Raw genomic sequence first — 24,882 nt, forward strand, 5'->3', positions numbered from 1 at the left:
CGCGGGCAGGTATGTTATCGCAGATCCTTTTGCGACCTCCTGACGACAGTCAGAGCCGATGGCAGCCCTATAAATAAAGGCTCGGCGAAGAAACCGCCAGATTTAGCATGAAAAGGACGGATACCCCAAGCCGGCGGTTCTGGCTTGCCAGCGCACTCGCATTGCCGTCGATGACAACTGTTTCCGTCTTGACGAGTGAGATCGTCGTGATTAACGCATGCTGCATTTGCGCCAGAGATGAAAACAGCCGCCGCGCCTGCGTTTTTTCATCGACCAGGACTTTCTTGCGGAGGTCGCCCTGTGCAACGGCGGTCACCGCCCGCATGGCGTCGTCGAGCGGGGCAATCACCTGATGACTCAACCAGCGGCGAGCGACGACCGCGGCAACCAGGCCGGCCGTAACCAGAACGGCAAGGCACCGGACCAGCCCTTGCAACATATGACGAACGTCGTCGAGACGGGCCAGCGCATCGGTGTCGTGAGCGCGTGTCGCCATCACGCTTGCCATGTCCAGGACTTTAGCCGCCGTGTAGGCGAGAGCACTGCCTAGAGCGGATGTGCCGAGCAGTGCGATAACTCCGGCGCCGACCGCCATGGTGAGCGCGGTGGGAATGCGGACGCTTTTGAGCATGGTTGATCGCGTGTATGACTAAAAGGTGTGGACGATGCCCACGATCCCACTCGTGATGTTATTGCCAGCGGCGACGGGTATGCCCGGGCCGCCTGCGTTGCTCACCGAGAAGGAGGCCTTGCTGTGATTGCGAACCGCGGCGACGCCGGCGTAGACGCCGGTGCGCTTCGAGAGGCGATAGTCGTAACGCAGGCCGTACGAGGTCGAGTCGCCATTGCCGTTGGCTTTAAGGAAGTACTGGCCGAAACTGACCAGCAAGGAGCCGCCAACCACATGTCGAATCAGCGCGTTCACCTCATAAAAATCGTGATTCGGCGACGCATAGGCGCTCGAAATCGATGAGGTGAGGCCGCCTGCATTGCGGTGAATCTGATAAAGCGCTGACGGCTTGATGAAGCCGAAGTCGTACGACGCGGCGAACAGGAAGTAGCGCCCGGTCTGAACACTGGTTGTCGGCGTGATCGTTGCGGTAGCCGCAAAGCGCTGCTGCAAATAGTCCGCGTCCGCAGAGAATGAACCGGCCTTGAAGTTCAGGCCCGCCGAGGCCGTGTCACCGAGCGAAGCAGGGGCGGCGCTCGCCCCGTTGGTTCCTCGCGCATACAAGGCCCGCAGCGTGAAGCCGCCTAACACGGATGATGTGTAACGCACGGAGTTGGCAGTGCGGGCAGACGGAACGAAGACGTAATTGTTGGCCGCATTGCCCCACGCCAGCGTGTTGAGCTCTCCCAGCGAGTAGTTCACATAGGTGATGAACAGCGGCGTGTAGTTGTTGCCGAACTGGACCTGGCCGAACGGACCGCGAATGCCGACCCACGCTTCGCGGTTAAAGAGCGCTCCGTTGCCGGCAATCGTGCCGTTGTTGACGTTGAAGCCGTTTTCCAGCTTGAACACTGCCGTGTAGCCGCGTCCCAGATCCTCCTGTCCCGTGAGTCCCCAGCGCGAAGGCGCTACCGAACTGGAATCCTGCCGAACCACGGTCTGCCCGCCAGTGTGGGCGTATTGCACCGCCGCGTCGATGATCCCGTACAGCGTGATCGAACTTTGCGCAAACGTTGAAGGTGCCGCAGAGGCGGCCGCAACCGCCAGCGTGGACAACACCACGTGACTCACTTTCATCGAAGTCTCCTGGTTGGCCGCACGACGCGGCGTTTTTGGTTTTCTTTTTTCAGGATTTTTATGTATGAAAGTGGCTGCAGTCAATAAAAATATATAAAACGCGGGAAAGCCCGTATTTAATGTATTTCGAATCGACAGGGCGAGCGCAGACGGAAGCTGCCGTTGCGGCGACAGCATCGGCGGGCGACTTGCGAAGGATGTCTAGTTGGCTGGAGCGAAGAGATTCGCGTCAGCCAGGATGATGTCGGCGGTCTTCTGATAATGGGAGGTCACTAACTGGATTGCCGTGGAGGCATCCCCGGCAACGACGGCCTCCAGCATCGCGTGATGTTCTTCCCGCTCATGGCGCTTCGGATACACGCGGCGAACGGACAACTGGCGATACCGGTAAAGCTGATCGGCGAGTTGCTCGCAAAAATTGATCAGCCAGCGTGACTGGCAGCCACCGATCAACGCGCGATGAAACGCACGATGCAGGCGCTCCCACTCCGGATTTTCCTTGTATTCGCTTTCACTGAGCGAGCGCGGTACCTTGGACAGCCGATGGTAGGCGAGCACCACCTGTTCTTCCCATTCGACGGAGCGTGTCGCAAAGGCTTCACGCAGCGCAACCTCCTCGAGCCAGCAGCGCGTTCGGGTGATTTCGCGCAGGTCGCTGGCACTAATCCCCGCTACCGCGAAGCCGCGCTGATCCCGCCGCTCGACGAGACCGTCCGACGTCAGCCGGTTCAGGGCTTCGCGCACCGGCGTCTGGCCAGCTTGATAGTGGTCGCATAGAAACTCGATCTGGAGCTTGCGGCCGGGCTCCAGCTTGCCGTCGAGCAGGTCCGCCCGAATACGGTCATACAGGTTCGTCGCCAGGGTGGCGGCTGACGCGCCGGCCATTCCCGTAGCGGCTCCAGAAGTCGCAACGATGCGGGACAAGAAACACCTCAGTGTGGATCGATCTGCTGCGAAGTATATCCGAAGCCGACGCGGGCCTTGGAAAACGACGCGGAGTAGGGGCTTTCCCTAGTAAAATACACAAACTGTTTGTTATTGCTGTTTTGTATATATTATGATCCATCTCATTCTCCAGTGCCGTGAGTCGCAAATGACCACCCTTAGTCTGAACGTTGCCAACCGGATTGCTGCCGAGGCGCTTGCCATTGCTCGCCGCAATGGCTTTCGCCCAATGGCGCTCGTCGTACTCGACGAAGCCGGTCTCGTCAAGTTGACGTGCCGCGAGGATGGCGCGACGGCCTTGCGTGTCGACATTGCGCACGGGAAAGCCGCCGCGGCGTTCGGGATGGGCACCGCTTCGCGCACGCTGCTGGAGCGCGCGAAGGACAACCCTGTGTTCTTTGGCGCAATCGGGGCCGCAAGCGAAGGGAAGTTCGTGCCACAGACCGGGGCGATCGTGATCACGTTGCAAAATGGGACCGTGCTAGGCGCAATCGGCGCCAGCGGCGGCACCGGCGATCAGGACGAACAGATCTGCATCGAAGGTGTTCGCGCAGCGGCGCTCGCATATCGCTAAGGCGCGCCGATGTCCCTCCAACAGAAATACTCGTGCGGATGCCGGGGTGTCGACGTGCATAGCCACATCGTGCCGGGCGATTTGCCCGCCTATGTCGGCGCAAAGGTGCCGCGCGATTGGCCGTCCATGGCCGCGGCGCACGCGTGCCATCGGCATGTGCTGATCGACGGCGGCGTCTATCGCACCGTCTCCGACCGTTGCTGGGACGCGGGCAAACGGATGCTCGACATGGACAAGCAGCGCGTTGCGATACAAGCGCTTTCGCCGATGCCCGAACTGCTGTCGTACTGGATGAGCGCAAGCGACGCGTTGCCCCTGCTGCAATACCTGAACGGCGCGATCGCACAGATTGTCGATGAGAGCGCGGGGCGGATGGTGGGACTCGGCGCGGTGCCGCTGCAGGACATCCAGCTGGCGATTCGTGAACTGGAGCGGCTGATGGGCACGCCGGGATTCGCGGGCGTGGAGATCGGCAGCAATATCAATGGCGCTCCCTTGGGGGCTCCGCAGTTCGATGCCTTTTTTGAAGCCGCCGAAGCGCTCGGCGCCGCTGTCTTCGTTCATGCATTGCGTCCCGTGGGCAAGGACCGTCTGGTCGGCCCGCCGCAACTCGTGCAGGCATTGGCTTATCCCACGGACGTAGGTCTTGCCGCCGCTTCGGTTGTGACGAGCAATCTGCTCGTGCGGCGACCGCGTCTACGGATCGCGTTCAGTCATGGCGGCGGCACGTTGGCGTCGCTGCTGCCTCGTCTCGAACAGGCGAGCCGAGTCTTTGCTCCGCTGCGCGATGCGCTACAGGCGTCGCCGGTCGAGCAGGCGCGCAAGCTCTACTACGATTCGCTTGTTTTCGATTCGGCTGCGCTTCGCTACCTGCTGTCATCGTTTGGCGAATCGCAGATCATGCTCGGTACGGACTATCCGTTTGCGTTCCGGGAACAGAGCCCGGTCCAACAGATCGAGTCGATGAATTTCGACGAGGTGACTGCCGAGCGACTCATCTATCGAAACGCCCAGAAGTTTCTGGGAATCAGTTGATGGAGTATCACATGAACAAGTGCCTTGTCACGGGCTTGAGAGGTATCGAAATCGGCGTGCCCGATGTCGAGGCCGCCGCGCGTTTTTACGTCGATACCTGGCATCTCACGGAGCTGACCCGCAGGCCGAACGCGGTGTATTTTCGCGGCACGGGCGCCGCGCATCACATCCTCACGATCGTGCAGAGCGAACGCGCGGACGTGCGGGCGATCGAGTTCAGCGTGGCCGATGTTGCCGCGCTCGACACGATTGCCGGGGCGGTCGCGGAACACGGCGGCGCAGTGCTGAGCGGTCCGGCACCGACTCAGATGCCAGGCGGCGGCACACTGCTCGAAGTACTCGATCCGCAGGGTCGCGTGCTGCGTTTCATCGCGGGCGACCGCAGCCATGCCAACGCCGAACCGGTCAGCGACCGTCCGGTCAAGATCACGCACGTCGTGCTGAATAGCGAGAACGTGGCCGTGGCGCAGGCGTTCTTCGAGCGCGCGCTGGGTTTCAGGCTGTCCGACCGGACCCGAATCATGGCGTTCATGCGCTGTTCGAGCGACCACCACAGCATAGCGCTCGCCGATGCGCAGGAAAACACGCTCAATCACATCGCGTTTCTGATGCCGGATCTCGACTCGGTGATGCGCGGCGGCGGTCGCATGAACGACGCGGGCTATCCGATCGAGTGGGGCGTAGGGCGACATGGTCCGGGTAACAACGCGTTCGCGTATTTCCTTGGACCGTTCGACTTTGTCATCGAATACACGGCGGAAGTGCAGCAGGTCGACGACACCTATCGGACCGGCGGTCCGGACGACTGGACATGGCCGCCTGGCCGGATCGATCAGTGGGGTATCGGCAAGCCGCCGTCCGAGCGGATGAAGGCGGCGCAAAAGGCGATTTTCTTTCTCGCTCATGCCGCCAGACAGACATAGCCGGCGATGTTCACGCACCGCTCTGGATCATTAAAACAACCTCGGGATAGACAATGAAACTGGTTACCTTTAAATCTGGCGATACGACGCGCCTCGGTGTGCTTGACGGTGAAGACGTGATCGATCTGAATAAGGTCGAGCCCGCGGTTCCCGCGGATCTGCGCGCGGCACTCGAAGCCGGTGTGGATCTCACCGCCGCGGCGAAGCGGGCGGCGGCTTGCGGCCCGGATCATCGCGTGCCGTACACGTCGCTGACGCTTGCGCCGCTGGTGCCGGAGCCCGGCAAGATCATCTGCCTCGGCCACAACTTTTACGATCACGCGAAGGAGGGCGGCAATCTCAAGCCGGTCTACCCGCTGATTTTCTTTCGCGGCGCGTCCTCGCTCATCGCCCATGAAGACCCGGTGATCCGCCCGCGGGTCTCCGAGAAGCTCGACTATGAAGCAGAGCTGGTCATCGTGATCGGCCAGCGCGCACGGCATGTGAAGCGCGAGCAGGCACTCGATTACGTATTCGGCTACTCGTGTTTCAACGACGTCTCCGTGCGCGACTACCAGAAGCGCACCTCGCAATGGACGATCGGCAAAAACTTCGACGGCACGGGCGCGTTCGGGCCGTGGCTGGTGACCTCCGAGGAATTGCCGCCCGGCGCGGAAGGCCTGTCCCTGCGACTGATCCTGAACGGCGAGGTGATGCAGCAGGCGAACACATCCGACATGATCTGGAGCGTCGCCGAGACGATCGAGCTGCTGAGCGAATGCCTGACGCTGGAACCGGGCGACGTCGTCGTGATGGGCACGCCGGCAGGAGTAGGCTGGGCGCGCAATCCGCCGGTTTTCATGAAGCACGGCGATCGGGTGGAGGTCGACATTGAACGTGTTGGCCGGCTGCAGAACACGGTCCAGGACGAAACAGCGACGCGGTGAGCATGATGAAGAGTCATTTCAATGTAGTCGTGGCCGGCTTCGGCCCTTCGGGGGCGGTGGCCGCCGGTCTGCTCGGTAGCCTCGGCGTCAGCGCGTTGTGCGTGGATCGTTCGAAAACCGTCTATGACAAGCCGCGCGCCATTGCGGTCGATCACGAGATCATGCGTGTGTTCCAGGGCCTGGGCGTCGTCGATCGGATAGCGGAACACGTCGCCGTATTTCCGCCGTCGGAGTATTACGGTGTAGACGGTCAGTTGATCAAGCGTATCGACACGGTGCCGAAACCTTACCCGCTCGGCTATACGCCCACGATGGTGTTCACCCAGCCGCCCGTCGAGGCAGTGCTGCGCGAGCACGCGCGCTCATTCGACTGCGTGGAAGTCGCGCTCGGCCACGAACTCGTCCGCTTCGACGAAACGCCCGCCGGCGTAACCGTGCATCTGAAAGACGATGCCGGTGCCACGCGTACCGTCACCTGCGACTACCTGATCGGATGCGACGGCGCGTCGAGCACAGTGCGCACGCAGCTGGGCATCGAATACGAAGACCTCGACTTCGACGAACCTTGGCTCGTGGTGGACGTGCGGGTGAACGAGCAAGGGATTGAAAAGCTACCGAAAGTGGCGATGCAGTATTGCGAGCCTTCGCGGCCGTGCACCTACATCGTTGGACCGGGCGAACACCGCCGCTGGGAAATCATGCTGATGCCGGGCGAAGATCCCCGGGAGATGCAGCAGGACGAACAGGTGTGGAAGCTGCTGAGCCGCTGGCTCACGCCTGCCGACGGCGAACTGTGGCGGGCGGCGAGTTATCGCTTTCATGCGCTCGTAGCGAAGCAGTGGCGCCGTGGACGCGTGTTTATCGCGGGCGACGCGGCGCACCAGCAGCCTCCATTCATCGGGCAGGGCATGTGCCAGGGCGTACGCGATGTCGTCAATCTGATCTGGAAGCTGAATGCGGTAATCCGGAAAGAAGCGGCGGCATCGCTGCTCGACAGCTATCAGACCGAGCGCAGCGCACACGTCAAGCAGTTGACGACGCGCATCAAGAATATCGGGCGTCTCATTTGCGAGCTGGATCCGGTGGCGGCGCGCGAGCGCGATGCACGATTGCTGCGCGAAGCGGGCGGCGTGATCAGGACCATCACGCGTCAGGAGATCGTGCCAAAGCTCGAGCAAGGACTGCTTTCCGGTCATGCCCACCCTGCAAACGGCACGCTGTTTCCACAACCGCGAGTTGCTCACGGCGACACACACGCGCTCCTTGACATGGTGGTCGGTGAGGGCTGGCGCGTGGTGACGCTAGGTCGCGCGGCAGCATCGCAAGCCGTCAGCGCGGCCTCAGACCGGCTCCGCGCGCGTCTGATCGAGCTTGCGCCTGACGGCGATGTCCATCACGCGACGATCGACCATGAAGGACCTCGCGTAATCGAGCTTGACGGTGTGCTGGCGAGCTGGTTCGACAGGCATGGCTGTTGTGCCGCCATCGTCCGGCCCGACCATTATGTGTATGGCGTGGCTGGCAGCGCCAGCGAACTCGAATCCGAACTCGCGCGTCTGGAAGCGACCCTTCACGGGTAACGTCCGGGCGGCTGCTTTCGCGGCCGCTGCGCGAGGTGCGGGGAAACGGCGAAGTCGCACGTCAAAAAAGCGGCGCCGGAAATGACTAACGGAGACTATCTTGGCAACGCTCATCAATGTGCGCGAAGAACTCGCGCAGGCACGCATCGGCAAATTCCATCTGCGGTTCGCGGTTCTGGTTGGATTCATCATGTTCTTCGACGGCTACGATCTGTTCAATGCCGCCTATGTCATTCCCCTCATCCGCAAGCTCTGGCAGCCGTCGCCCGCAATGATCGGCATCATGCTGTCGAGCGGCATCGTCGGTTTGTCAATCGGCTCGGTGCTTCAGGGGCTGCTGGCTGACCGGATTGGGCGGCGCAAGGTGATGTTGATTGCGTTGTGGACGTTGACGCTGGCGAGCGGCTTGCTAGCAACCGTCGTCGATTCCGCCTTGAGTTTCGCCGGGGTGCGACTGGTGCTGGGGACGGCGCTCGGCATGGTCACGCCGCTCGCGCTGACCTGTATCAACGAATGGGCGCCGCGCCGAAACGCGAACACATTCGCAACCTGGGTTTTCCAGTTCGGCTTCTCAGCGGGCGGGATTTTTGCCGGCGTGGCGGGCATTACGTTCACGTCGCGTTTCGGCTGGCAATCGCTCTATTTCATCGGCGTGCTGTCGGCGCTGGTCGCGGCGGCGGCAATGAAGTGGCTGCCCGAATCCGCGCAATACCTGACGTTGCGCGGCCGCTATGAAGAGGTCGCGGCGATGCTTTGCAAGGTGCGCCCGGAGAATGCTCACGTGTACCAACAGGCGCAAATCGAGCCGATGCAAAATGCTGAGCGGGCCGGTGCGATCAGCGAACTGCTGTCGCCGCTTTATCGGCGCAACACTATCGTGCACTGGATCGCCGGCGCGCTCAGTCTGTTCTGCATTCACGGGCTGACCGGGTGGCTGCCGTCTCTGGTGGTGGGGAAAGGGCAGGGCGTTTCGTCCGCCTTCGCCTACGGCACGCTCGTGATGGTTGCGTCGGTGTTCGGCGGCATCTCGATGGGCTGGCTCGCCGATCGGCTGCGCAGCCGCATTCGCGCGATGATCATCGGCTTCGCACTGGCCGCGGTTTTCATGGGCAGTCTCGCGACAACGCTGGGCAAGCCTGAAGCGATCGTGCTGATCGCGGCGACAGGCTTCTTTCTATTCGGCGCCCAGGCGGTGCTCAACAACTATCAGGCGATGACATATCGCACCGAAGTGCGCGGCACCGGCATGGGTGTCGCCGTGGGCTTGAATCGCGTCGGTGGCATACTCGGCCCCGTGATCGTGGGTGTGGTGGCGTCGATCAATCCCGATCCGTTCTACACGTTCGCGTTTTTTGCGGGATCGCTGGTGCTCGCTGCAGTCGTGATTTCTCTAGGGCGTGTCGAGATTGCATCGATTCTGGCAACGAGCGCCGATAAAGTGGACGGTCCCGGCCTCAAGCCCGCGCCCGCCGCCGATGTGCACAATGGCACCGCGACGGGCTGATTGACGAGTCTCACAGCAGCAGTCTCACCATGGCAACCGGGCGGTGGCTGCCATCAAGTCGCATCGGATAATGTGGCCGCTGACCTATGGAGACGTTCTTAATGTGCTTCAATCGATTGGACCTGCACCTCCTCATTGCCCTCCATGCGCTGCTGGAAGACCGCAAGAGCACGCGTGCCGCGACGCGGCTCGTCGAACTGGACGTCCACCCACAGCTTACGAATCGTGTTCTGCAGCAGAAGCGATTCCGCCAGCGATCGGTCGTGTCGTTGCCGTTTCGATCGATGATCGCATACGGCTTGGGCCCGAGTTCGCAGGTAAAGGCCAGCGTATCGTCCGCTGCCGCTCGTCGACACCTGGACGCGAAACCGTAGCGCCACGAGTCGAGAAACTGGTCGACCCACATCCGATGCGGCTCGAACGACAGCTCTATCTGAACCTGCTCGCGACTCGCGACGCGCCCGTGAAATGCCCACGACCGGTCGAGAATACGCTGCATCAGCGCATGATTCTCGTCGGACACCGGATACGCGAATTCGCGTCCGACGAGGTAATGCGAGATGTCCCCAAGCAGCTTCAGATCGGGCCGCGCGTCGAGCAGATCGAGCGTGAAATACAGGTCCGTGGTCATGCGGTCGCGGTGTGTTTCGATGTAGACCGGGAAGTCCACCTGTTCGGCCAGCGGCTGCCATCCAGTAGCGTCACGCATTCGGCGACTGTACGGGGACGCACGTCGGGCTTCAGATCGATGTGAAGCACGCCAAACTCGTCCGCGTTTTCGAGCACGGGTTGCAATTCGGGCTCTGTCGCGCTAAGGCGATCAGGTAAAATTGATCGACCCAAATGGAGACGACCAGAATGGCTATGACGGGCAAGACGCCGCGTAAGACGTTGCCGCCGGGAATCACGAAGGTGCTGAAGCGACTGCATTACCCGCTGGACGTGATCCTGCTATGCGTGCGGTGGTATGTGACCTATTCGCTTAGCTGTTCGAGACAGCCTTTCGCAAACACAAACGTCCGGTTGGCAAGAGCTGGAGGATGGATGAAAGTGTGTCACGAACACAAGCGAAAGCTTGTGGTGCTGTACTGAAGATGGGAGTAGGCCTCCCGGAGCCGGCTTGCAGGAGCAGGCTTCAAACCGCCCGGTGCTGCTGCGTTCAAAAGGCGTGGTGGTGAGCGACCGTGGAAGAGTCGTCCGAGAAGGATGGCAGGTATGTGTTGAGAAGATGAGCGAAAGCGAACCGTTCGATGACGCGTCGTTAATCCTTCAAAGCGCTGTCAAAACTGGAGTCATTTCGTCGCTCCAGGATCAGTCAGGATGGGACCTGCTTACGGACCTGAAGGCAGCCGGCGTAGAGGCGGCATGAGCTCAACACAGGCTTCGGTATGGAACGTGAGAACCTTGCTCCGGATGTAAAGGGAAATGACACCCGGGCGTAGATCGCGGCAACCTTCATCAGTCTCTCCACTCAGTAGAGTTTGCTCGCCAGTGCGACGCATACGATCCGGCACCAGGATGTCGTAGACCTGCTCGAGCTTCCTTGCCAGCAGGCGGTCAAACGCGTATTCCAGATCAACGTGAGGGCTGCGCCGGCGGCGATCAGCCACGCCCGCCTGCCTTCGCTAGCAAAGCGCAGACGGCACGCGTGAGCGTTTCGCCCATCGTTAAGTCATTGGCCTGCGCGTACGCCCGCAATGTGACAGCAACGTCCGCAGGGACCTTGAGTGTGATGGGAATGGTGGGCTCGGCCACGGCTGCCGGAGACGACATGTGCTGCGCCTCCTGCAGGTAACGGTAGGCTTGACGCCGCGAAATCCCGTGCTGCCCGGCCATGGTGTCGGCGGCCTCGCTGAGGCTGCGACCATCGGCAAGCAGATCAAAGGCGGCATTCAAACGCTGAGTCCTTTCGGAGAGAGTCGAGCGCGACATATGACATTTTTATATTACTTCTTGTGACGCAAATCAAGGACTGAATCGGAACGGCACAACGGAATCTGCCGCTCAAACTCGAAGTTATCTTTTGCGTCCATGGCGTGAGCAGCCCAATCTTGATGTCCGGTGCGCCCGCATCATTCTGTCAGGCATCGAAGTGGTGAACATGATCAGAAAAGGGCAGATGAAGGACGACAGAGTCGCGCGAACCGTCGCCGCCCAGTTCTATTCGCTGATGGCGTAAGGAATCCTTACCATGGTCGGATGTTTCGCCTCGTCGGCCTTATCGCGACACAACCGGAATATGCGTGCATGACGCGTAAGCGCCCCGGGCTTCCGGCGCGGCGGCTCACGCGCGAACAGTTTCTCGAGATGTCACATGTCGCCGTGGCGTCGATCGACAGCAGCAATCTTCTGACGAATAGACGTTGCAAGTCAACGGGCTGCGGCGTCGAATTGCGCTGCGGGTGCCACATTTCACGGTTGTCCCTCAGATTCTGAGTCGCACGGACTGGATGGTGACATTGCCACGGGTCGTCGCTGAGGTCTTCAATGAGTCGGGACAGTTCTCCATCTATCCGCTGCCGGTCGAGATTCCTCATTTCGAGTCGATCATCCATAGGCATGAGTTGTACGACGGCGACGAGGCGCACTGCTGGTTTCGGGAATTGATCGTCGGTATCTTGCGTCGATAGCATTCAAAGAATCGATGATGAGGACTTCCCTGGAACTCCGGTCGCTTGGAGATGCGGTATTGAAGCCCTGAGGGCCACGTGCAAGCCACTGCCAGAAACGTCGGCCGGCAAGGTACAGAAGTTCGAGGTGCGCGAGCTATTGCGCGATGGGAGGGGCGATGACGCGGGCCCGGCAGTGGTAAGCGTGAGGCCTTCGCGTTCTTCAGCTAAAGTGACCTTCGGCAAATCCATAGCCTTGCCCGTCGCCGAGGCCGCCAGCCGAATCAGAAGAAATGCTGCATGCCGATGCGAACCGATGCCTGATTGCTGCTCGACGACGGCGACAAAGAGAGCAACGCCGCTTGCGCGCCGCCACCCGCGTGCTGGTAGGTCAACTCGGCGTAGAGCATGGTACGCACCGAAAGGTGATAGAGGTTCGCGAGACCGGCGGTCGTGTAGGTCTTACCGTCGAACCATGTTCGATAGCCGCCGACCAGCACGGTGTCGAACGGCGTGACGTTCCAGTCTGCACCTAGCTCGGTGGTCGTCGCGCGCGCGGAATCCGTATTGCTGGCGATTTTCGCGGTATCGACGACCGCGTGGAACGCCCATTGACGATTGGGCATATACGTGCCGGCCACGCCGAAGATCTCCGTATCACGTGCCTTGAATGGCGTGCCGCCCGAGAGGTCCTGGCCGAGGAAGCTGGTGTAGCCAAGCGACGTATTGAACGCGTACGACTTGTTGCGCGTGTCGCTGTACACCGCCCCCAGCTGCAGCGCCGAAGACTTGTAGAGCAGCGCGGCGCCCAGATAACGGCCCTGTCCGGTCGAAGCATCGGTGAAGCCGTACATCGCGCGCGCGGACACGCCATGCCACGGACTGCTAGCGTACTTCACGGTGTTGTTCACCGGAGTGACCGCGTCGTTGTCGATGTTGGCGGGGCGGTAGAGAAAGTAGTTGTACTGGACTGCGCCGTTCGCGTTGGGCAGCAGCACATCGTCGGTCAGATCCCACTGCCTGCCGAGCGTGAGGGTGCCCCAACGGTCGTCGGAGAGCCCGACAAAGGCCTTGCGGCTGAACAGAACACCCGAGGTGGCAAAAGCGCCCGTGTTCGAGAAGAAGCCGTTCTCCAGCTGGAATACGGCTTTCAACCCGCCGCCAAGATCTTCCGCGCCCTTGAAGCCGAACTGGTCGGGCACGCTGATCGGCCCCATGACGAATTGCGAACTTCCCTTCGCATTGGTCACGTAGCCAACGCCTTCGTCGACGCTGCCGTATAGCGTGACGCTGCTCTGCGCATGAGCGCACGAAGATACCACGCCCATACACAAGACGAGACAGTTTAACGAAAAATAAGGGATACTGATTGATGTTGCTAAAGGACGATAGTTCGATCTCATGCCGATGACAGATAAGGGGGAAGAAAGGGGAGGGAATCAGACCGCAGGCCGGCTCGCACCGGCGCTGCAGCGTGTCATGCGTTGCGCGGCCGGCACAGCGCGATGGCCAGCGCGGCGACGAGGCCAGACGCAGCAAAGGCGACGAAATTTAGCCGCACGTCGAGATGCGACGCGGCGAACCATGCGCCGAGCATCGGCCCCGCCATCGCGCCGAACCGGCCGATGCCGACAGCCCAGCCGGTCGCGCTCGCTCGTGCGAACGGCCGGTAGAAGCTTGCGATGTAGCCGAGCTGAACCATCGCCACGCCGATGCTGCCCAGCCCAGCGAGTGCCACCAGCACGTAGTTCGTGATCATGCCGCCACGCACGGTGAGTGCGCAAATCGCGAGCGCGCCGATCACATAGCCGCCGACAATCGTCTTGCGCGGACCAAGCCGATCGCCCACCCGGCCGATCAGAATGCCGCCGATCGCCGACGAAAGCATGAACACCGCCAGAAACGACAGGCTCGAGCCGAGGTCATAGCCGAGCTTGCGCATCAGTTGCGGCAACCAGGTGCCGAGCCCGTAGATCACCAGTACCGCGGCGACCTGCGCGACCCACAGGCACAGCGTGGACCACCAGTTGCCATCCGAGAACACCTCGCTGAACACGATGCGCAGCGACGGCTTGGCGGCCCCTTCGACGGGCACGCTGTCGAGCGACGCGAGCGACAGGCCGAGTCGTTGCGCGAGCTGATCGGCCTCGCGGCGCTTGCCGCTTGCCATCAGGTAGGCGAGCGACTCGGGCAGCATCCTGATCAGCACCGGCAGCCCGAGCAACGGCAACGCGCCCATCGCGACGACGAAGCGCCAGCCGTGCGAGCCCAGAAACGCGATGCCGATCACCGCGGAAACCAGCGCCCCGATCGCGTAACCGGAATACATGATCGCGAAGTTGAGATTGCGCTTCGCCATCGGTGAGTATTCGACCGTCAACGCCGCGGCCGCGGAAATGACGCCGCCGAGGCCGAGCCCGCCGATGAAGCGCATCACGCTGAACAGCAGCGGCGTGGGTGCGACGGCCGCGCCCAGCATCGACAGCGAGAACAGCGTGACGCACGCAATCAGCAGACGTTTGCGGCCAATCAGGTCGGTCAGAACGCTGATGAAATACGAGCCGAACAGTGTGCCGAACAGCGCCGCGCTGCTCATCGCGCCCACTTCGATCGGCGTGAGCTTCCACACCGGGTCGGCGAGCATCGAGGGAACGATCGTGCCCATGACCCCGATGTCATAGCCTTCGGTCACGATCGTGAGGAAACAAAGGGCCAGCACGCGGCGCGTCGTGTGCGCGGGCGGGTCGAGTGCGAGTGCGAGAGGACTTTCTGAAATGGCCGCCATGGGGATCACTTTTCGAACGAACTGCCGGAAAAATCAGGCAAGCACGATGCCAGTCCCTCGTGGGTGACGTGTGGCGACGGCCCGGATCGCGTGTCTATCCGAGCATTGTGCGGCTTGCCCGCCCGGCGCAGGCGAAAGCTGCTGTCTGCGCTATAATAAAGAATGGCATTCTATTTTCGATGCGTCAAAAGATTTCAATATAAATCTGTGCTTGGTTCGGGAAAGTCCTGGGGGAGGAGGCGCAGTAAGGTCAGGTTAGCTCGCGCGGCGCTTCGCCGAGCAATAGTGTGGTCGTGAGCGCCGTGATGCGCTGGATGTCCCGGTGATCGCCGATCCGCTGATTGATCACGAAGCCGTCGAACGCCATCCAGATCACGTGGGCGAAAAGATCGCCGCCGAGCGCCGCGACGCGCTCGGCGGGCATGGCGTCCTTGAGCAATTGCGTGAGGAAATTCTCGACCGATACCAGCAGATTTTTGGGTTTCGCGAGTCCAGCGGGAGCGCTCGCGAGTGCATCGATCAATGAGTTCGCGAAGGCATTGTCGGCGGCCGGGATGTCGGCCCAGATGCCCGTGAGAATGCGCTCGATCTTCCTGCGCGGACCGTTCAGCAGCGCCACTTCGCTACGCAGCCGCTGCAGCTGCTCGATCAGCCAGGGCTCATAGATTTCATAAAGGATCACGAGCTTGGAATCGAAGTAGACGTAAAGATTGGCGACCGTGGTGCCCGCGAGACGGGCGATTTCGGTCATCGTCGTCGCTGAATATCCCTTTTCGCGGAAGGCGTTGAACGCAGCCGTCAAAATGGCTTCCCGCTTGACGGCTTTTTTGATTTGCGGCACTTGAGGGCTCTCTGTTGGAAGGGCGGTGATCGGTTCGAGGCATTTTATCAAGCCGCCACGCCCGCGCCGGGGCGCGGCGCACGAGAGGTCGCGGGAGCTTCGAGCACGGGCGCCGCGATCAGCGAGGCGACGGCTTCCGCGTCGCGCACATCGCCGAGCCGCCGGTTGATCACGAAGCCGTCGAACGCCATCCAGATCAGACGCGAGAGCATCGCGTCGTCGATGCGCGAGCCGCCGCGCGCCGCGGCTGCCGCATCGAGACACTCCCGCAGCATCGTGCCGACTGTGACTTCCACTTCGTTCAGAAACTCGCTCGACGGCTCGGCGCGCCCGTGCCGTTGCGCGAGCGCGTCGATCAGCGCATTGGCGAAATTCGCGTCGGCGCCTGGAATATCGCGCCACAGACCGACCAGCAAGCGCCGCAGCCGCTGCTCGGCGCCGTCCTGCGCGCGCACCTGCACGCTCAGCGTCGCGAGTTGCGCGCGCAGCCAGGGCCGGTACACCTCATAGAGGATCGCCAGCTTCGAATCGAAGTACAGGTACAGATTCGCCGCGGTCATGCCGGCGGCGGCGGAGGCGATCTGCGCCATCTTCGTCCCCGTGAACCCTTGCTGCTGAAAGAGCGTGAGCGCGGCCTGCGCGATCAGCTCCTGTCTCCCCTGCTTCATTGCATCGCTCCCGTTCCGATTCGCGTGGACGTGTCCCGTACTCCGAAAAATCGACAAAAGACACTTGACGGCCAAAATTTTCCAAAACAGAATATCATTCATTATTAAACGATGTTCGTTTTTGAGGTGAAGCTATCGTGCCCACGACCTTGCTGTCCCCCGCAGTCCCCGCGCCGGCAGGCACGCTGACCGGCCGTTATCCCGAACTCGGCTCCGGCCCGATCCCGGTCGAGCCGTACATCTCGCCGGAATACTACGAGCGCGAGAAGGAACACATCTTCAAGAAGACATGGCTGCACGTCGGCCGGGTCGAGGAGATCCCGAAGCCAGGCGATTACTTCGTGAAGGAACTCGCCGCGTGCGACACGTCGATCATCGTGGTGCGCAATCGCCAGGGCGAGATCCGCGCGATGCACAACGTCTGCGCGCACCGGATGAACGAGATCGTCTATGACAAGTGCGGCAACACCCGCAAGTTCTTCTGCAAGTTTCACGGCTGGGCCTATGACCTTGACGGCAAACTCACCGGCGTGCCCGACGAGAAGTGCTTCTTCGGCCTCGATCGCGAACAGTTCGGACTGGCGCGCGTCGCCTGCGAGGTGTGGCAAGGCTTCATCTTCGTGAACATGGAGCCGAATCCGGCCGTGTCGCTCGCGGATTACATGAAGCCGATGTTCGGCGACATCGAGGGCTATCCGTTCGACAAGCTCACCGCGGGTTTCGGCTGGCAGACGGTCGTGAACTGCAACTGGAAACTCGCGCTCGACGCATTCCAGGAGGCGTATCACGTCGCCTACGTGCACGGTAATTCGATTGCGGACGCGATCGACAAGACCGACAACGAAAGCATGCCGCCGCTCGACGCGCTGTGCGGCGAGTTTCATCGGCGGCTCTCGCTGGCGGGCAATCAGAAGTCCGTCTACGGCAACCCGAAGGCCGTGACCGAGGGCGGCGCCGCCGCGCAGAACGCGTTGTCCGAACAAGGCCGGCAGCTCCCGATCGCGGCCGCCGCGTTGCGCGCGGGCATCGGCAGCGCGAAGCACGCATTCCCGCTCGACGGGCTGCCGGCCGGCGTGAACTGGACCAGGAGCCCGAACTGGCTGTTCGACATGAACATCGTTTTTCCGGACTTCTACGTGTCGCTGCGCCCGAACTATTGCCAGGCGTACAACTTCCGCCCGATCTCGCACAACCAGACGCTGGTCGACGCGCGCGTGTACTACCCCCAAATGACCACGCCCGGCGGCCGCTTCTTCCTCGAATACATGAAGGTCGCACTGCGCGACGTGCTGCTGGAGGACTTCAGCACGCTGGAACGCACGCAACGCGCGGCGGAAACCGGCGCGAAGAAGGTGATGGTGTTGCAGGACAACGAACTGCTGGTGCGCCACGCGTATCACGTCGTCGAACGGATGCTGGCGCAAGGCGTCGCGCTCGGCGCGACGCTTTAACGAGGAATCGAATATGAGTACCGCAATGCCTACCCAGCCAGTCAATTTGATCAGCAGGAAAGCGCCCGTCGCGCGCACGCTGCCCGCGGGTTTCGAGTCGCTCGTGCCGTTCGTCGACACCTGGGCGCTCGACACCGAAACCGCGCGCAACGCGCAACGCCATGCCGTTGGGATGGAAGCGATTCTCGCGTTTCGCGACGCGATCCTGCCGCGGGTGGACGAGGTCGTCGCGTATCTGAACGGCTTCCCGCTCGCGACGCTCGACCAGCACCCGGACGCGATGACCTTGATGTATCTGCTGCTTTCGCTGGCCGAGATCGCGCCCGCGATCGAGTTCTACAACCAGCCGGCCGTGATCGACGGGTATGAGTCCGCGCGCTTTCGCGCCGACGAATCATTCGTGATGCGTCCGCTGCCCTGAGCATTCACGCGAACGGCCGGCGCGTCCGCCCGGCTTTGAAGGAGGTTGCAAATGGTGAAATGCCGCGTGTTTGGCATCGATCACGGTCTGAAGACCGTGGTCGAAAACGGCCTGTACATCAAGACGATGCTCGGCGAGACGATGAGCGTCGCGGTGATCAAGTTCGTCGAACAGCAGGGCACCAATCTGCCCGCGAAGGCCCACGATCACGGCGAGGAAGCGTCGTTGCAGGTGCTCGGTTCGTGTTCGATCTTCGAGGTGCGCCCCGAAACCGCCGATGTCGAGCGCACGCTCGCACAAGGCGACGCGATGCTCATTCCCGCCGGCCTGAGTCACTACGGCCAGAACCGTTACGGCGCGGAAGGCGTGAGCATGCGCCTGAACGTGGTGTCGCCGCCGCGCGCGGAATATGCGGCGCAAGACGACGCGCCGTATTACCCGCTCGCCAATCGATCATAAGAGATGCAAATGAATAACCGTGCTGAAAATCCGACGAACGACCTCGCGCAATGCACGTCGGTGCAAGCGGGTGAGCGCTGGCGCGATCCGCATGCGGCGAGTCAGACGGTGCGCGCCGAAGGCGCACTGCTGACGACGGAATTCGCGGTGTTCGAGCCGAGCGAAGTGCACGACGAAGCGGCGGGCGCGCGCGGCGAGGAAGTCGTCGCGATTCTCGAAGGCGAGTTCGATATCGACGCGGCAGGCGAGCATTACCGGCTGGTCGCGGGCGAAGCGATCCTGATTCCGCCGCGCGAGCCGCGCCGCTTTACGTGTGTCGGCGCCAAGGGCGTGCTGTACCGCGCCGGAACCCGTGTGTGAGGTCGAATCATGAATCACGATCACTCTGAAGCGGACGAGCTGCAGCACGTCGTGGTAGTCGGATCGGGCCACGCGGGTGGGCGCGTCGTCCAGCACCTCGTCTCGCTGGGCTTCGCGGGGTGCATCACGCTGGTCGGCGATGAGCGTCATCCGCCCTACGAGCGGCCGGCGCTCTCGAAGGAATGGCTGACCAGCGAAGCCGAGCCGAGCCTCGATGCGTTGCCGATCGTCCTCGCGCCCGCGGCGTTCTGGGAGCCGTCGGCGTTGCGCGATGTGCGCGTCGAGCGCATACACGAACGCGCAGTTGCGCTCGATCCGGCCCAGCGCGTGCTGACGCTCGCGAGCGGCACGAAGTTGCCGTTCGACCGGCTCGTCGTCGCCACCGGCGGCGCGCCGCGCGACGGCGCGATTCCCGGCGCGAACCGGCCCGGCGTGCACCTGCTGCGCACGCTCGACGACAGTCTCGCACTGCGTCGCGCGCTGCGCGAGAGCCGTGGCCTTGCGATCGTCGGGGCGGGCGTGATCGGCATGGAGGTCGCGTCGTCGGCGCTTGAACTCGGCGTGCCGGTGACGGTGCTCGAAGCGGGCGACCGCGTGCTCGCGCGCTGCCTGCCGCCGGTGATGTCCGAGTGGCTGCTGAGCGAGCATCGTGCGCGCGGCGTGCGCGTGGAACTGGGCGTGGCGGTCGAGGCGATCGCCGAAGCAGAGGAAAAGACGAGCGGCGCCGCGCGCTACGTCGTGCGTTGCAAACCGCTCGTGGCCGATCAGGCGCAACAGCGCGAAGCCTTCGACATCGCGGCCGACACGATCCTGATCGCGATCGGCGTCGATTGCGCGCCGGCGTTTCTCGCCGGTACCGGGCTTAGTGGACGCCACGGCGTCGACGTCGACGAAACCTGCCGCAGTCCGCATGCGTCGTGGCTTTATGCGGTCGGCGACGTCGCGCATGTGCTCGATCGCGCGAGCAAGCGCGGCGGTCTGCGTCAGGAAACGTGGCGCAACGCCGAAAACCAGGCGCTCGCGGTCGCGCAGGCGCTCGTCGGCCGCGCGCTGCCATACCGCGAAACGCCGTGGATGTGGACCGATCAGCTCGGCAACAACATCCAGGTCGTGGGTCAGCCCGATCCGCGCGATGAGGTCGTGCTGCGCGGCGAACCGGGCGCCGGCGCTTGCGCGGCATTGAGCGTGCGCGACGCTCGCGTCGTCGCGGGTGTGCTCGTCAACGCGGGCCGCGAGCGGCGTTTCCTCGAAAAGCTCGTCGCCAGCGCGACGCCAGTGGACCTCGCGCGCCTCGCGGACTCGCGCACGTCGCTCAAGGAGCTTGCCGCATGAGGGCGATCTCGATGGGAGTGGACCAGGCCCGCACCCGCAACGACACGCCCGCGTACAGCGACACCCAGGTGGCGGCGCTCGCGGCGCGCGTCGAACGGCTCGAAGCGATCGAGTCGATTCGCGCGCTGAAGGCGCACTACGGCGCGCTCGCCGATGCGAAGTACGCGGGCGATTACCGCAAGCTCGACGCCCACGCGCTCGCCGATATCGCTCGCCAGCAGGCCATCTGCTTCACCGCCGATGCGGTTTGGGCCGGCGGTAACGGTTTCGGTGGCGACCTCGTCGGACGCGAGGCCATCGAGCGCTGGTTTCTCGCGTCACCGTGGCGTTTCGCGATGCATTACTACGTTAGCGAGACGCTCAAGGTCGACGCAGCGCGCGGCGTCGCGCAGGCGAACTGGCGGCTGATGCAGGTCGCACTGCGCGAGGGTGCGCACACGCGCGCAGGCGCGGTCTGGCTCGGCGCGGTGACGACCGAGCACTACCGGCGCGACGCGACGAGCGGCCTCTGGCTGATCAGTTACATGAAGTTCGAAGCGCTCCACATGATGACCCTGGCGGACGGACCGTTGCCGATCGCCAGCAATTTCGCGGACCTCGACGCGCTGCGCGTCGCCCGCACCGAGGACAACCAGTCATGACAGAAGTCATTGCGGCGCCTTGCGCGCCCGATCCGCAAAGCTGCTGCGGCGCTACCGCCACGCTGGATATTGCCGAGCACGCATGCGAGGTGCTGCAAAACACGCCCGTCAACGCCGAATACCGGCACATGATCGTCGCCGCCCCGGCGGGCGCCGCGGCCGCGCAGCCAGGCCAGTTTTTCCATCTCGCGTGCCCGCCGGGCGTCGCGGGCACATCGTTCCTGCGCCGGCCGATGAGCGTCTATGGCGCCGATCCGCGGCGGCGCACCGTCGAGTTTTTGTACAAGGTACAGGGCACCGGCACGCAAGGGCTGGCCACGTTGCAGCCGGGCGACACGCTCGATGCGCTCGGGCCGCTCGGTCACGGCTTCGAACTGCCCGCGGACACCCGCCATGTGTTGCTGCTGGCGCGCGGGGTCGGCCTCGCGACGCTGGCGCCGCTCGCGGCGCATGCGATCGCGCAGGGCGCGCGTGTTACCGCCGTGCTCAGCGCGCGCAGCCTGGCGCTGGTGATGTCGGCCGAGCGCCTGCGCGAAACCGGCGCGACGGTTCATATCGTCACCGACGAAGACGGCAGCAGCGACGCCGCCCGCGTCGAAGCGCGGCTCGAAGCGCTGCACGCCGAAGCGCCGTTCGACTTCCTTTCCACCTGCGGCTCGAACCGGCTTCTGCTGTTGCTCCAGAAGCTCGGCCACGCGTGGCGCGTGGCGGGACAAACGGCGATCGAGCAGCACATGGGTTGCGGCATCGGCTCCTGCTATGCATGCGTGCGCCCATTCCGCGAGCGTGCGGATTCCGATCGTCTGACCTTCCGGCGCGTGTGCTGGGACGGCCCCGTGTTCGATTTGCAGGAAACCACATCATGGTAGATCTGAGCGTCAAAGTAGGCGGACTCACGCTCGCCAATCCCGTCATGCCCGCGTCCGGCACCTTCGCGGACGGCAACGCGCGCGTGTTCGATCTGAATTGCCTCGGCGCGATCGTCACCAAGACGATCACCGCCGACATTCGCGAAGGCGTGCCGCCGCCGCGCGTCGCCGAGTTCAAGGACGCGACATTGTTTTCGATCGGCATTCCGAGCAAAGGCGCCGACTATTACATCAACACCACTGTGCCGTTCTATCAGCGCTATACGCCGCCGATCGTGGGCAGCATCTCCGCGAATTCGGCGGCCGGGTTCGGCGAGTTGGCCGCGCGCATCGGCACGAGCGGCATCGCGGCGATCGAGGCGAACGTGTCGTGCCCGAACCTGAAGAAGAACGGCAAGGCGTTCGGCATGGACCCCGACGCCACCTATCAGGTCGTGCACGCGATGAAGTCGAGCACTCGCATTCCGGTGTGGGTCAAGATGACCCCGAACGCCGGCAACCTGGTCGAAGTCGCGCTCGCCGCGCAAGCCGCCGGCGCCGATGCGCTGGTGTGCAGCAACGCGATTCTGGCAATGGCGATCGACGTGCAGACCTTCAAGCCGCGCGTCGCGAACGTGATGGGCGGGCTGACCGGCGCGGCGACCAGGCCGATTCTGCTGCGCATGGCCTATCAGTGCGCCGAGGCCGTCGAGATTCCAGTGATCGGCTGCGGCGGCATCAACACCGCCGAAGACGCGATCGAGTTCATGCTGGCGGGCTGCACGGCAGTGCAGGTCGGCACCGCCAACTTCGTCACGCCGAACGCGATGCCACGGATGATCGACGGCATGCGAGCGTTTTGTGAGCAGCGCGGCATCGCGCGCGTCGCGGACCTGATCGGCGCGATGAAGCGTCATGACGTGATCAATCTTCAGAAGGACTATGCGCTATGAAGATCATTCCTATTGTGTCGGTATGCGGGCGCACGGCTCATGGGCCTGTGCATGCGCCGGAGCACGTGGCCGAAGTGGCGTTCGCGGGCGGCGGAGCGCCGTCGGCAGCGCTCGTTGCCGATGCGTGGCATCTGATCGGCGAACTCGACCAGTGTTTCGACGGCAACGATTGTCTGGGCGTGACGATCGACGCGGTGAAGGTCGGGCTGTTTCGCGTCGATGGCGAGATTCATGCGCTCGACGATATCTGTACGCACGGCAACGCGGTCCTGAGCGAAGGCTTCCTCGACGGTCACGAGATCGAATGTCCGTTGCACGCGGGTCTCGTCGATGTGCGCACGGGCAAAGGCACAACCGCGCCGATCGTGCGCGATACGCGCCGCCACGAGGTGCGGGTCGACGGCGGCAATCTCTACGTTCGGCTGAGCCGCTGAAGCGATGACTTCTTTTGCGACCGAAACCAACGCGGCGCACCCGCCGAAGATCGCTGTAATCGGCACCGGTGGCACGTTCGCGATGCACGCGCGTGCTCCGTTCGACTGGGTCGAATATTCGGAAAGCGGCGTCGTGCATCCGATCGACTCGTTGCTCGCGACGCTCGACGAACTGGCGCCCGACGTCGAATTGCTGCCCGTGACGTTTCGCAGCCTCGGCAGTGTGGCGATCCAGCCGGCCGACTGGGTGGAACTGGCGCGCCTGATCCGGCGCACCGCGCTCACCGATCCGTCGATCACCGGCTTCATCGTCACGCACGGCACCGCGACGCTCGAAGAAACCGCGTGGTTTCTGCAACTCGTGCTCGACATCGCGCAGCCGGTGATCGTCACCGGCGCGCAGCGGCCCGCGAACACCGCGGGCAGCGACGTGCTCGCGAACCTGCGTGGCGCGGTCGCGGCCGCGCGCGATCCGCACAGCGCGGCACACGGCGTACTGGTCGCGATGGACGGCTGGCTGTTCTCGCCGCGCGACGTAACCAAGGCGGCCAGCTTCGAGCTGAACGCGTTCGAGTCGCCGGGCTATGGGCCACTCGCGCGTATCGAGCCCGACGCGCGGGTCACGTGGCGGCGCGCTGCGATCGCCTCGCGCCCTGGCGGCGAATCCGCGTGGTTTGCGCGCGCGCTGGTGGAAACGGGTGCGCCGTTCACACTGCCGCGCGTCGATATCGCGATCTCGTATGCGGGTGCGGACGGCGTCGCGATCGACGCGCTGGTCGCGGCAGGCAGCGCCGGCATCGTCAGTGCGGGACTGGTGCCGGGACGGCCGGCGGCAGGCGAGGGCGCCGCCTATCGCAAGGCGGTGGAGGCGGGCGTGGTGGTCGTGCAGTCGAGCCGCGCGGCACGCGGCGTGGTGCCGCCGCAAGCCTTTCTGGCACGCGACGGCGTGATCGCGGGCGGCGATCTCGCGCCGCACAAGTTGCGCATTGCGTTGATGCTGGCACTCACGCTAAATGACGACTCGAACGCCGATCACGCGCAACGGCGCGAACGCATTCAAACTATTCTGCTGGCGTTGTGAACGCTTCGACACGCAAGGGAGACATGCCGAATCATGCAGTTCTCATACCTCGTGACCTGGGTGCATACGGATCCGGCGGCGCGCATCGCCGCCACCGATCTCGAACGCATCGCCGCGATCGTCGATGCCACGCCGGCGCTGCGCCGCTCGCGCCTGTACACGCCGGAAACCGCCGACGATTACTACACGCAGGACGGCCCGTCGCCGATCTTCGCGCTGCAACTCGACTACGACACAGTGTTCGATCTTGAAGCGCCGCTCGCGGCGGGGGGCCATTTGCAGGCGCTCGCCAACGCGGATCTGCCGAGCCTCGCCGGCTGCCGCGTCGAGCAGCAGGCGATGCTGCGCCGCCCGTTTCCGGTCGCCGATGCCGAGGCGCGCGCGCCGGCCGGCAGCCTGCCTTGCCAGTTCCTCGTGCACTATCCGGGCCACGCGCTCGACTTCGACGCGTGGATCAACTACTACCTGACGCACCATCCACAGATCATGTTCGACTTTCCGGGTGTGCGCGAGATCGAGATCTTCACCCGGATCGACTGGCTCGATGCGATGCCGTGGAGCCGCGTGCACCACATGCAGCGCAACAAGCTGATGTTCGACAGCGCGCAGGCGATCACCGCGGCGATGCACTCGCCGGTGCGCCACGCGATGCGCAAGGACTTCGAAGCATTCCCGCCGTTCGAGGGCAGCAACATCCATTATCCGATGGCCACGCGCACGACCTTATACGACCAACGCGACCAACGCGACCAACGCGACTAACGA

The 24,882-nt window shown here is 63.3% G+C and carries 28 protein-coding genes and 2 pseudogenes; 21 read left to right on the plus strand and 9 right to left on the minus strand.

Annotated elements, in window-relative coordinates; genetic code table 11:
* Positions 1 to 67: 67 nt before the first annotated feature.
* Genes OKW43_RS38915 through OKW43_RS38925 form a run of 3 tightly spaced genes read right to left on the minus strand, consistent with a single transcriptional unit; the run spans position 68 to position 2,632 of the window.
* Positions 68 to 631, minus strand: a complete 564-nt coding sequence (locus tag OKW43_RS38915; protein ID WP_429453955.1) for a HAMP domain-containing protein — start codon at positions 629 to 631, stop codon at positions 68 to 70.
* A gap of 18 nt (positions 632 to 649) precedes the next feature.
* The gene (locus OKW43_RS38920) at positions 650 to 1,924 is read right to left on the minus strand and encodes a porin (protein ID WP_429453957.1); all 1,275 of its coding nucleotides are present in this window, start codon (positions 1,922 to 1,924) and stop codon (positions 650 to 652) included.
* A 24-nt stretch (positions 1,925 to 1,948) separates the two neighbouring features.
* Positions 1,949 to 2,632 (minus strand): GntR family transcriptional regulator, encoded by a 684-nt coding sequence (locus OKW43_RS38925; protein ID WP_429453959.1) that lies wholly within the window; start codon positions 2,630 to 2,632, stop codon positions 1,949 to 1,951.
* A 208-nt stretch (positions 2,633 to 2,840) separates the two neighbouring features.
* On the opposite strand from OKW43_RS38925, the gene OKW43_RS38930 reads away from it, so the two are divergent.
* From OKW43_RS38930 to OKW43_RS38955, 6 genes are all read left to right on the plus strand, one after another.
* Positions 2,841 to 3,266, plus strand: coding sequence for a GlcG/HbpS family heme-binding protein (locus OKW43_RS38930; protein WP_429453961.1), 426 nt, complete (start codon positions 2,841 to 2,843; stop codon positions 3,264 to 3,266).
* A 9-nt stretch (positions 3,267 to 3,275) separates the two neighbouring features.
* A complete protein-coding gene (locus OKW43_RS38935) occupies positions 3,276 to 4,301 on the plus strand; it encodes an amidohydrolase family protein (RefSeq protein ID WP_429453963.1) in 1,026 nt (341 codons plus the stop codon).
* Between the two features lie 11 nt (positions 4,302 to 4,312).
* Entirely contained in the window at positions 4,313 to 5,224 is a 912-nt protein-coding gene (locus OKW43_RS38940) for a VOC family protein (RefSeq protein ID WP_429453965.1), read from the plus strand.
* 53 nt (positions 5,225 to 5,277) lie between these two features.
* Entirely contained in the window at positions 5,278 to 6,150 is an 873-nt protein-coding gene (locus tag OKW43_RS38945; protein ID WP_429453967.1) for a fumarylacetoacetate hydrolase family protein, read from the plus strand.
* Between the two features lie 2 nt (positions 6,151 to 6,152).
* Positions 6,153 to 7,730 carry a bifunctional 3-(3-hydroxy-phenyl)propionate/3-hydroxycinnamic acid hydroxylase gene (locus OKW43_RS38950; protein ID WP_429453969.1) on the plus strand — a complete coding sequence of 526 codons (1,578 nt, stop codon included), beginning with the start codon at positions 6,153 to 6,155 and terminating at the stop codon, positions 7,728 to 7,730.
* Positions 7,731 to 7,830: 100 nt separating this feature from the next.
* Positions 7,831 to 9,234: an MFS transporter gene (locus OKW43_RS38955; RefSeq protein ID WP_429453971.1), complete on the plus strand. Its 1,404-nt coding sequence runs from the start codon at positions 7,831 to 7,833 to the stop codon at positions 9,232 to 9,234.
* 10 nt (positions 9,235 to 9,244) lie between these two features.
* Here OKW43_RS38955 and OKW43_RS38960 read toward each other — a convergent pair whose 3' ends face one another.
* The gene (locus tag OKW43_RS38960) at positions 9,245 to 9,943 is read right to left on the minus strand and encodes a hypothetical protein (protein WP_429453973.1); all 699 of its coding nucleotides are present in this window, start codon (positions 9,941 to 9,943) and stop codon (positions 9,245 to 9,247) included.
* Between the two features lie 155 nt (positions 9,944 to 10,098).
* Here OKW43_RS38960 and OKW43_RS38965 point away from each other — a divergent pair.
* Positions 10,099 to 10,286 (plus strand): annotated as a pseudogene (locus OKW43_RS38965) (IS6 family transposase); the annotation flags it as partial.
* A 68-nt stretch (positions 10,287 to 10,354) separates the two neighbouring features.
* Complete coding sequence (locus OKW43_RS38970) at positions 10,355 to 10,603, plus strand: hypothetical protein (protein ID WP_429454783.1); 249 nt, start codon at positions 10,355 to 10,357, stop codon at positions 10,601 to 10,603.
* A 233-nt stretch (positions 10,604 to 10,836) separates the two neighbouring features.
* Here the strand turns inward: OKW43_RS38970 and OKW43_RS38975 are convergent, their stop codons facing one another.
* Entirely contained in the window at positions 10,837 to 11,130 is a 294-nt protein-coding gene (locus OKW43_RS38975; RefSeq protein WP_429453975.1) for a hypothetical protein, read from the minus strand.
* A gap of 157 nt (positions 11,131 to 11,287) precedes the next feature.
* Here OKW43_RS38975 and OKW43_RS38980 point away from each other — a divergent pair.
* A pseudogene (locus tag OKW43_RS38980) lies at positions 11,288 to 11,413 on the plus strand (IS6 family transposase); the annotation flags it as partial.
* A gap of 184 nt (positions 11,414 to 11,597) precedes the next feature.
* Positions 11,598 to 11,864, plus strand: coding sequence for a hypothetical protein (locus OKW43_RS38985; protein WP_429453977.1), 267 nt, complete (start codon positions 11,598 to 11,600; stop codon positions 11,862 to 11,864).
* A 263-nt stretch (positions 11,865 to 12,127) separates the two neighbouring features.
* Here the strand turns inward: OKW43_RS38985 and OKW43_RS38990 are convergent, their stop codons facing one another.
* The 4 genes from OKW43_RS38990 to OKW43_RS39005 all read right to left on the minus strand — a co-directional run bounded on the left by OKW43_RS38990 (position 12,128) and on the right by OKW43_RS39005 (position 16,137).
* Positions 12,128 to 13,171: a porin gene (locus tag OKW43_RS38990; protein ID WP_429453979.1), complete on the minus strand. Its 1,044-nt coding sequence runs from the start codon at positions 13,169 to 13,171 to the stop codon at positions 12,128 to 12,130.
* Positions 13,172 to 13,320: 149 nt separating this feature from the next.
* Positions 13,321 to 14,628, minus strand: coding sequence for an MFS transporter (locus OKW43_RS38995; RefSeq protein WP_429453981.1), 1,308 nt, complete (start codon positions 14,626 to 14,628; stop codon positions 13,321 to 13,323).
* Positions 14,629 to 14,878: 250 nt separating this feature from the next.
* Positions 14,879 to 15,469, minus strand: a complete 591-nt coding sequence (locus OKW43_RS39000; protein WP_429453983.1) for a TetR/AcrR family transcriptional regulator — start codon at positions 15,467 to 15,469, stop codon at positions 14,879 to 14,881.
* A 47-nt stretch (positions 15,470 to 15,516) separates the two neighbouring features.
* Entirely contained in the window at positions 15,517 to 16,137 is a 621-nt protein-coding gene (locus OKW43_RS39005; protein WP_429453985.1) for a TetR/AcrR family transcriptional regulator, read from the minus strand.
* A 137-nt stretch (positions 16,138 to 16,274) separates the two neighbouring features.
* Between OKW43_RS39005 and OKW43_RS39010 the strand changes: the two genes are divergently transcribed.
* The 11 genes from OKW43_RS39010 to OKW43_RS39060 are packed head-to-tail and all read left to right on the plus strand — an operon-like array spanning position 16,275 to position 24,879.
* Positions 16,275 to 17,588, plus strand: coding sequence for an aromatic ring-hydroxylating oxygenase subunit alpha (locus OKW43_RS39010; protein ID WP_429453987.1), 1,314 nt, complete (start codon positions 16,275 to 16,277; stop codon positions 17,586 to 17,588).
* A gap of 25 nt (positions 17,589 to 17,613) precedes the next feature.
* A complete protein-coding gene (locus OKW43_RS39015) occupies positions 17,614 to 18,009 on the plus strand; it encodes a hypothetical protein (RefSeq protein ID WP_429453989.1) in 396 nt (131 codons plus the stop codon).
* A gap of 51 nt (positions 18,010 to 18,060) precedes the next feature.
* Entirely contained in the window at positions 18,061 to 18,468 is a 408-nt protein-coding gene (locus OKW43_RS39020; protein ID WP_429453991.1) for a cupin domain-containing protein, read from the plus strand.
* 9 nt (positions 18,469 to 18,477) lie between these two features.
* On the plus strand, positions 18,478 to 18,828 hold the full coding sequence (locus tag OKW43_RS39025) for a cupin domain-containing protein (protein ID WP_429453993.1): 351 nt from the start codon (positions 18,478 to 18,480) through the stop codon (positions 18,826 to 18,828).
* Positions 18,829 to 18,837: 9 nt separating this feature from the next.
* Entirely contained in the window at positions 18,838 to 20,160 is a 1,323-nt protein-coding gene (locus OKW43_RS39030; protein WP_429453995.1) for an NAD(P)/FAD-dependent oxidoreductase, read from the plus strand.
* A complete protein-coding gene (locus tag OKW43_RS39035; protein WP_429453997.1) occupies positions 20,157 to 20,801 on the plus strand; it encodes a nuclear transport factor 2 family protein in 645 nt (214 codons plus the stop codon). Before OKW43_RS39030 ends, OKW43_RS39035 begins: the two co-directional genes overlap by 4 nt.
* Complete coding sequence (locus tag OKW43_RS39040) at positions 20,798 to 21,670, plus strand: dihydroorotate dehydrogenase electron transfer subunit (protein WP_429453999.1); 873 nt, start codon at positions 20,798 to 20,800, stop codon at positions 21,668 to 21,670. The genes OKW43_RS39035 and OKW43_RS39040 overlap by 4 nt, the downstream gene beginning before the upstream one ends.
* Entirely contained in the window at positions 21,664 to 22,602 is a 939-nt protein-coding gene (locus OKW43_RS39045) for a dihydroorotate dehydrogenase (RefSeq protein ID WP_429454001.1), read from the plus strand. The genes OKW43_RS39040 and OKW43_RS39045 overlap by 7 nt, the downstream gene beginning before the upstream one ends.
* On the plus strand, positions 22,599 to 23,036 hold the full coding sequence (locus OKW43_RS39050) for a non-heme iron oxygenase ferredoxin subunit (protein ID WP_429454003.1): 438 nt from the start codon (positions 22,599 to 22,601) through the stop codon (positions 23,034 to 23,036). Before OKW43_RS39045 ends, OKW43_RS39050 begins: the two co-directional genes overlap by 4 nt.
* 4 nt (positions 23,037 to 23,040) lie before the next feature.
* Positions 23,041 to 24,117 carry an asparaginase gene (locus OKW43_RS39055; RefSeq protein ID WP_429454005.1) on the plus strand — a complete coding sequence of 359 codons (1,077 nt, stop codon included), beginning with the start codon at positions 23,041 to 23,043 and terminating at the stop codon, positions 24,115 to 24,117.
* 33 nt (positions 24,118 to 24,150) lie between these two features.
* Positions 24,151 to 24,879 (plus strand): hypothetical protein, encoded by a 729-nt coding sequence (locus OKW43_RS39060; protein WP_429454007.1) that lies wholly within the window; start codon positions 24,151 to 24,153, stop codon positions 24,877 to 24,879.
* Positions 24,880 to 24,882: the final 3 nt, after the last annotated feature.

The organism is Paraburkholderia sp. WC7.3g, from assembly GCF_050436345.1.
Lineage (GTDB): Bacteria > Pseudomonadota > Gammaproteobacteria > Burkholderiales > Burkholderiaceae > Paraburkholderia > Paraburkholderia podalyriae.

Excerpts from the sequence above, each read along its gene's own strand:
- OKW43_RS38915 (WP_429453955.1), bottom strand. The coding sequence starts at position 631 with ATGCTCAAAAGCGTCCGCATTCCCACCGCGCTCACCATGGCGGTCGGC.
- OKW43_RS38920 (WP_429453957.1), bottom strand. The coding sequence starts at position 1,924 with ATGCTGTCGCCGCAACGGCAGCTTCCGTCTGCGCTCGCCCTGTCGATT.
- OKW43_RS38925 (WP_429453959.1), bottom strand. The coding sequence starts at position 2,632 with ATGGCCGGCGCGTCAGCCGCCACCCTGGCGACGAACCTGTATGACCGT.
- OKW43_RS38930 (WP_429453961.1), top strand. The coding sequence starts at position 2,841 with ATGACCACCCTTAGTCTGAACGTTGCCAACCGGATTGCTGCCGAGGCG.
- OKW43_RS38935 (WP_429453963.1), top strand. The coding sequence starts at position 3,276 with ATGTCCCTCCAACAGAAATACTCGTGCGGATGCCGGGGTGTCGACGTG.
- OKW43_RS38940 (WP_429453965.1), top strand. The coding sequence starts at position 4,313 with ATGAACAAGTGCCTTGTCACGGGCTTGAGAGGTATCGAAATCGGCGTG.
- OKW43_RS38945 (WP_429453967.1), top strand. The coding sequence starts at position 5,278 with ATGAAACTGGTTACCTTTAAATCTGGCGATACGACGCGCCTCGGTGTG.
- OKW43_RS38950 (WP_429453969.1), top strand. The coding sequence starts at position 6,153 with ATGATGAAGAGTCATTTCAATGTAGTCGTGGCCGGCTTCGGCCCTTCG.
- OKW43_RS38960 (WP_429453973.1), bottom strand. The coding sequence starts at position 9,943 with ATGCGTGACGCTACTGGATGGCAGCCGCTGGCCGAACAGGTGGACTTC.
- OKW43_RS38990 (WP_429453979.1), bottom strand. The coding sequence starts at position 13,171 with ATGGGCGTGGTATCTTCGTGCGCTCATGCGCAGAGCAGCGTCACGCTA.
- OKW43_RS38995 (WP_429453981.1), bottom strand. The coding sequence starts at position 14,628 with ATGGCGGCCATTTCAGAAAGTCCTCTCGCACTCGCACTCGACCCGCCC.
- OKW43_RS39005 (WP_429453985.1), bottom strand. The coding sequence starts at position 16,137 with ATGAAGCAGGGGAGACAGGAGCTGATCGCGCAGGCCGCGCTCACGCTC.
- OKW43_RS39015 (WP_429453989.1), top strand. The coding sequence starts at position 17,614 with ATGCCTACCCAGCCAGTCAATTTGATCAGCAGGAAAGCGCCCGTCGCG.
- OKW43_RS39020 (WP_429453991.1), top strand. The coding sequence starts at position 18,061 with ATGGTGAAATGCCGCGTGTTTGGCATCGATCACGGTCTGAAGACCGTG.
- OKW43_RS39025 (WP_429453993.1), top strand. The coding sequence starts at position 18,478 with ATGAATAACCGTGCTGAAAATCCGACGAACGACCTCGCGCAATGCACG.
- OKW43_RS39030 (WP_429453995.1), top strand. The coding sequence starts at position 18,838 with ATGAATCACGATCACTCTGAAGCGGACGAGCTGCAGCACGTCGTGGTA.
- OKW43_RS39035 (WP_429453997.1), top strand. The coding sequence starts at position 20,157 with ATGAGGGCGATCTCGATGGGAGTGGACCAGGCCCGCACCCGCAACGAC.
- OKW43_RS39040 (WP_429453999.1), top strand. The coding sequence starts at position 20,798 with ATGACAGAAGTCATTGCGGCGCCTTGCGCGCCCGATCCGCAAAGCTGC.
- OKW43_RS39045 (WP_429454001.1), top strand. The coding sequence starts at position 21,664 with ATGGTAGATCTGAGCGTCAAAGTAGGCGGACTCACGCTCGCCAATCCC.
- OKW43_RS39050 (WP_429454003.1), top strand. The coding sequence starts at position 22,599 with ATGAAGATCATTCCTATTGTGTCGGTATGCGGGCGCACGGCTCATGGG.
- OKW43_RS39055 (WP_429454005.1), top strand. The coding sequence starts at position 23,041 with ATGACTTCTTTTGCGACCGAAACCAACGCGGCGCACCCGCCGAAGATC.
- OKW43_RS39060 (WP_429454007.1), top strand. The coding sequence starts at position 24,151 with ATGCAGTTCTCATACCTCGTGACCTGGGTGCATACGGATCCGGCGGCG.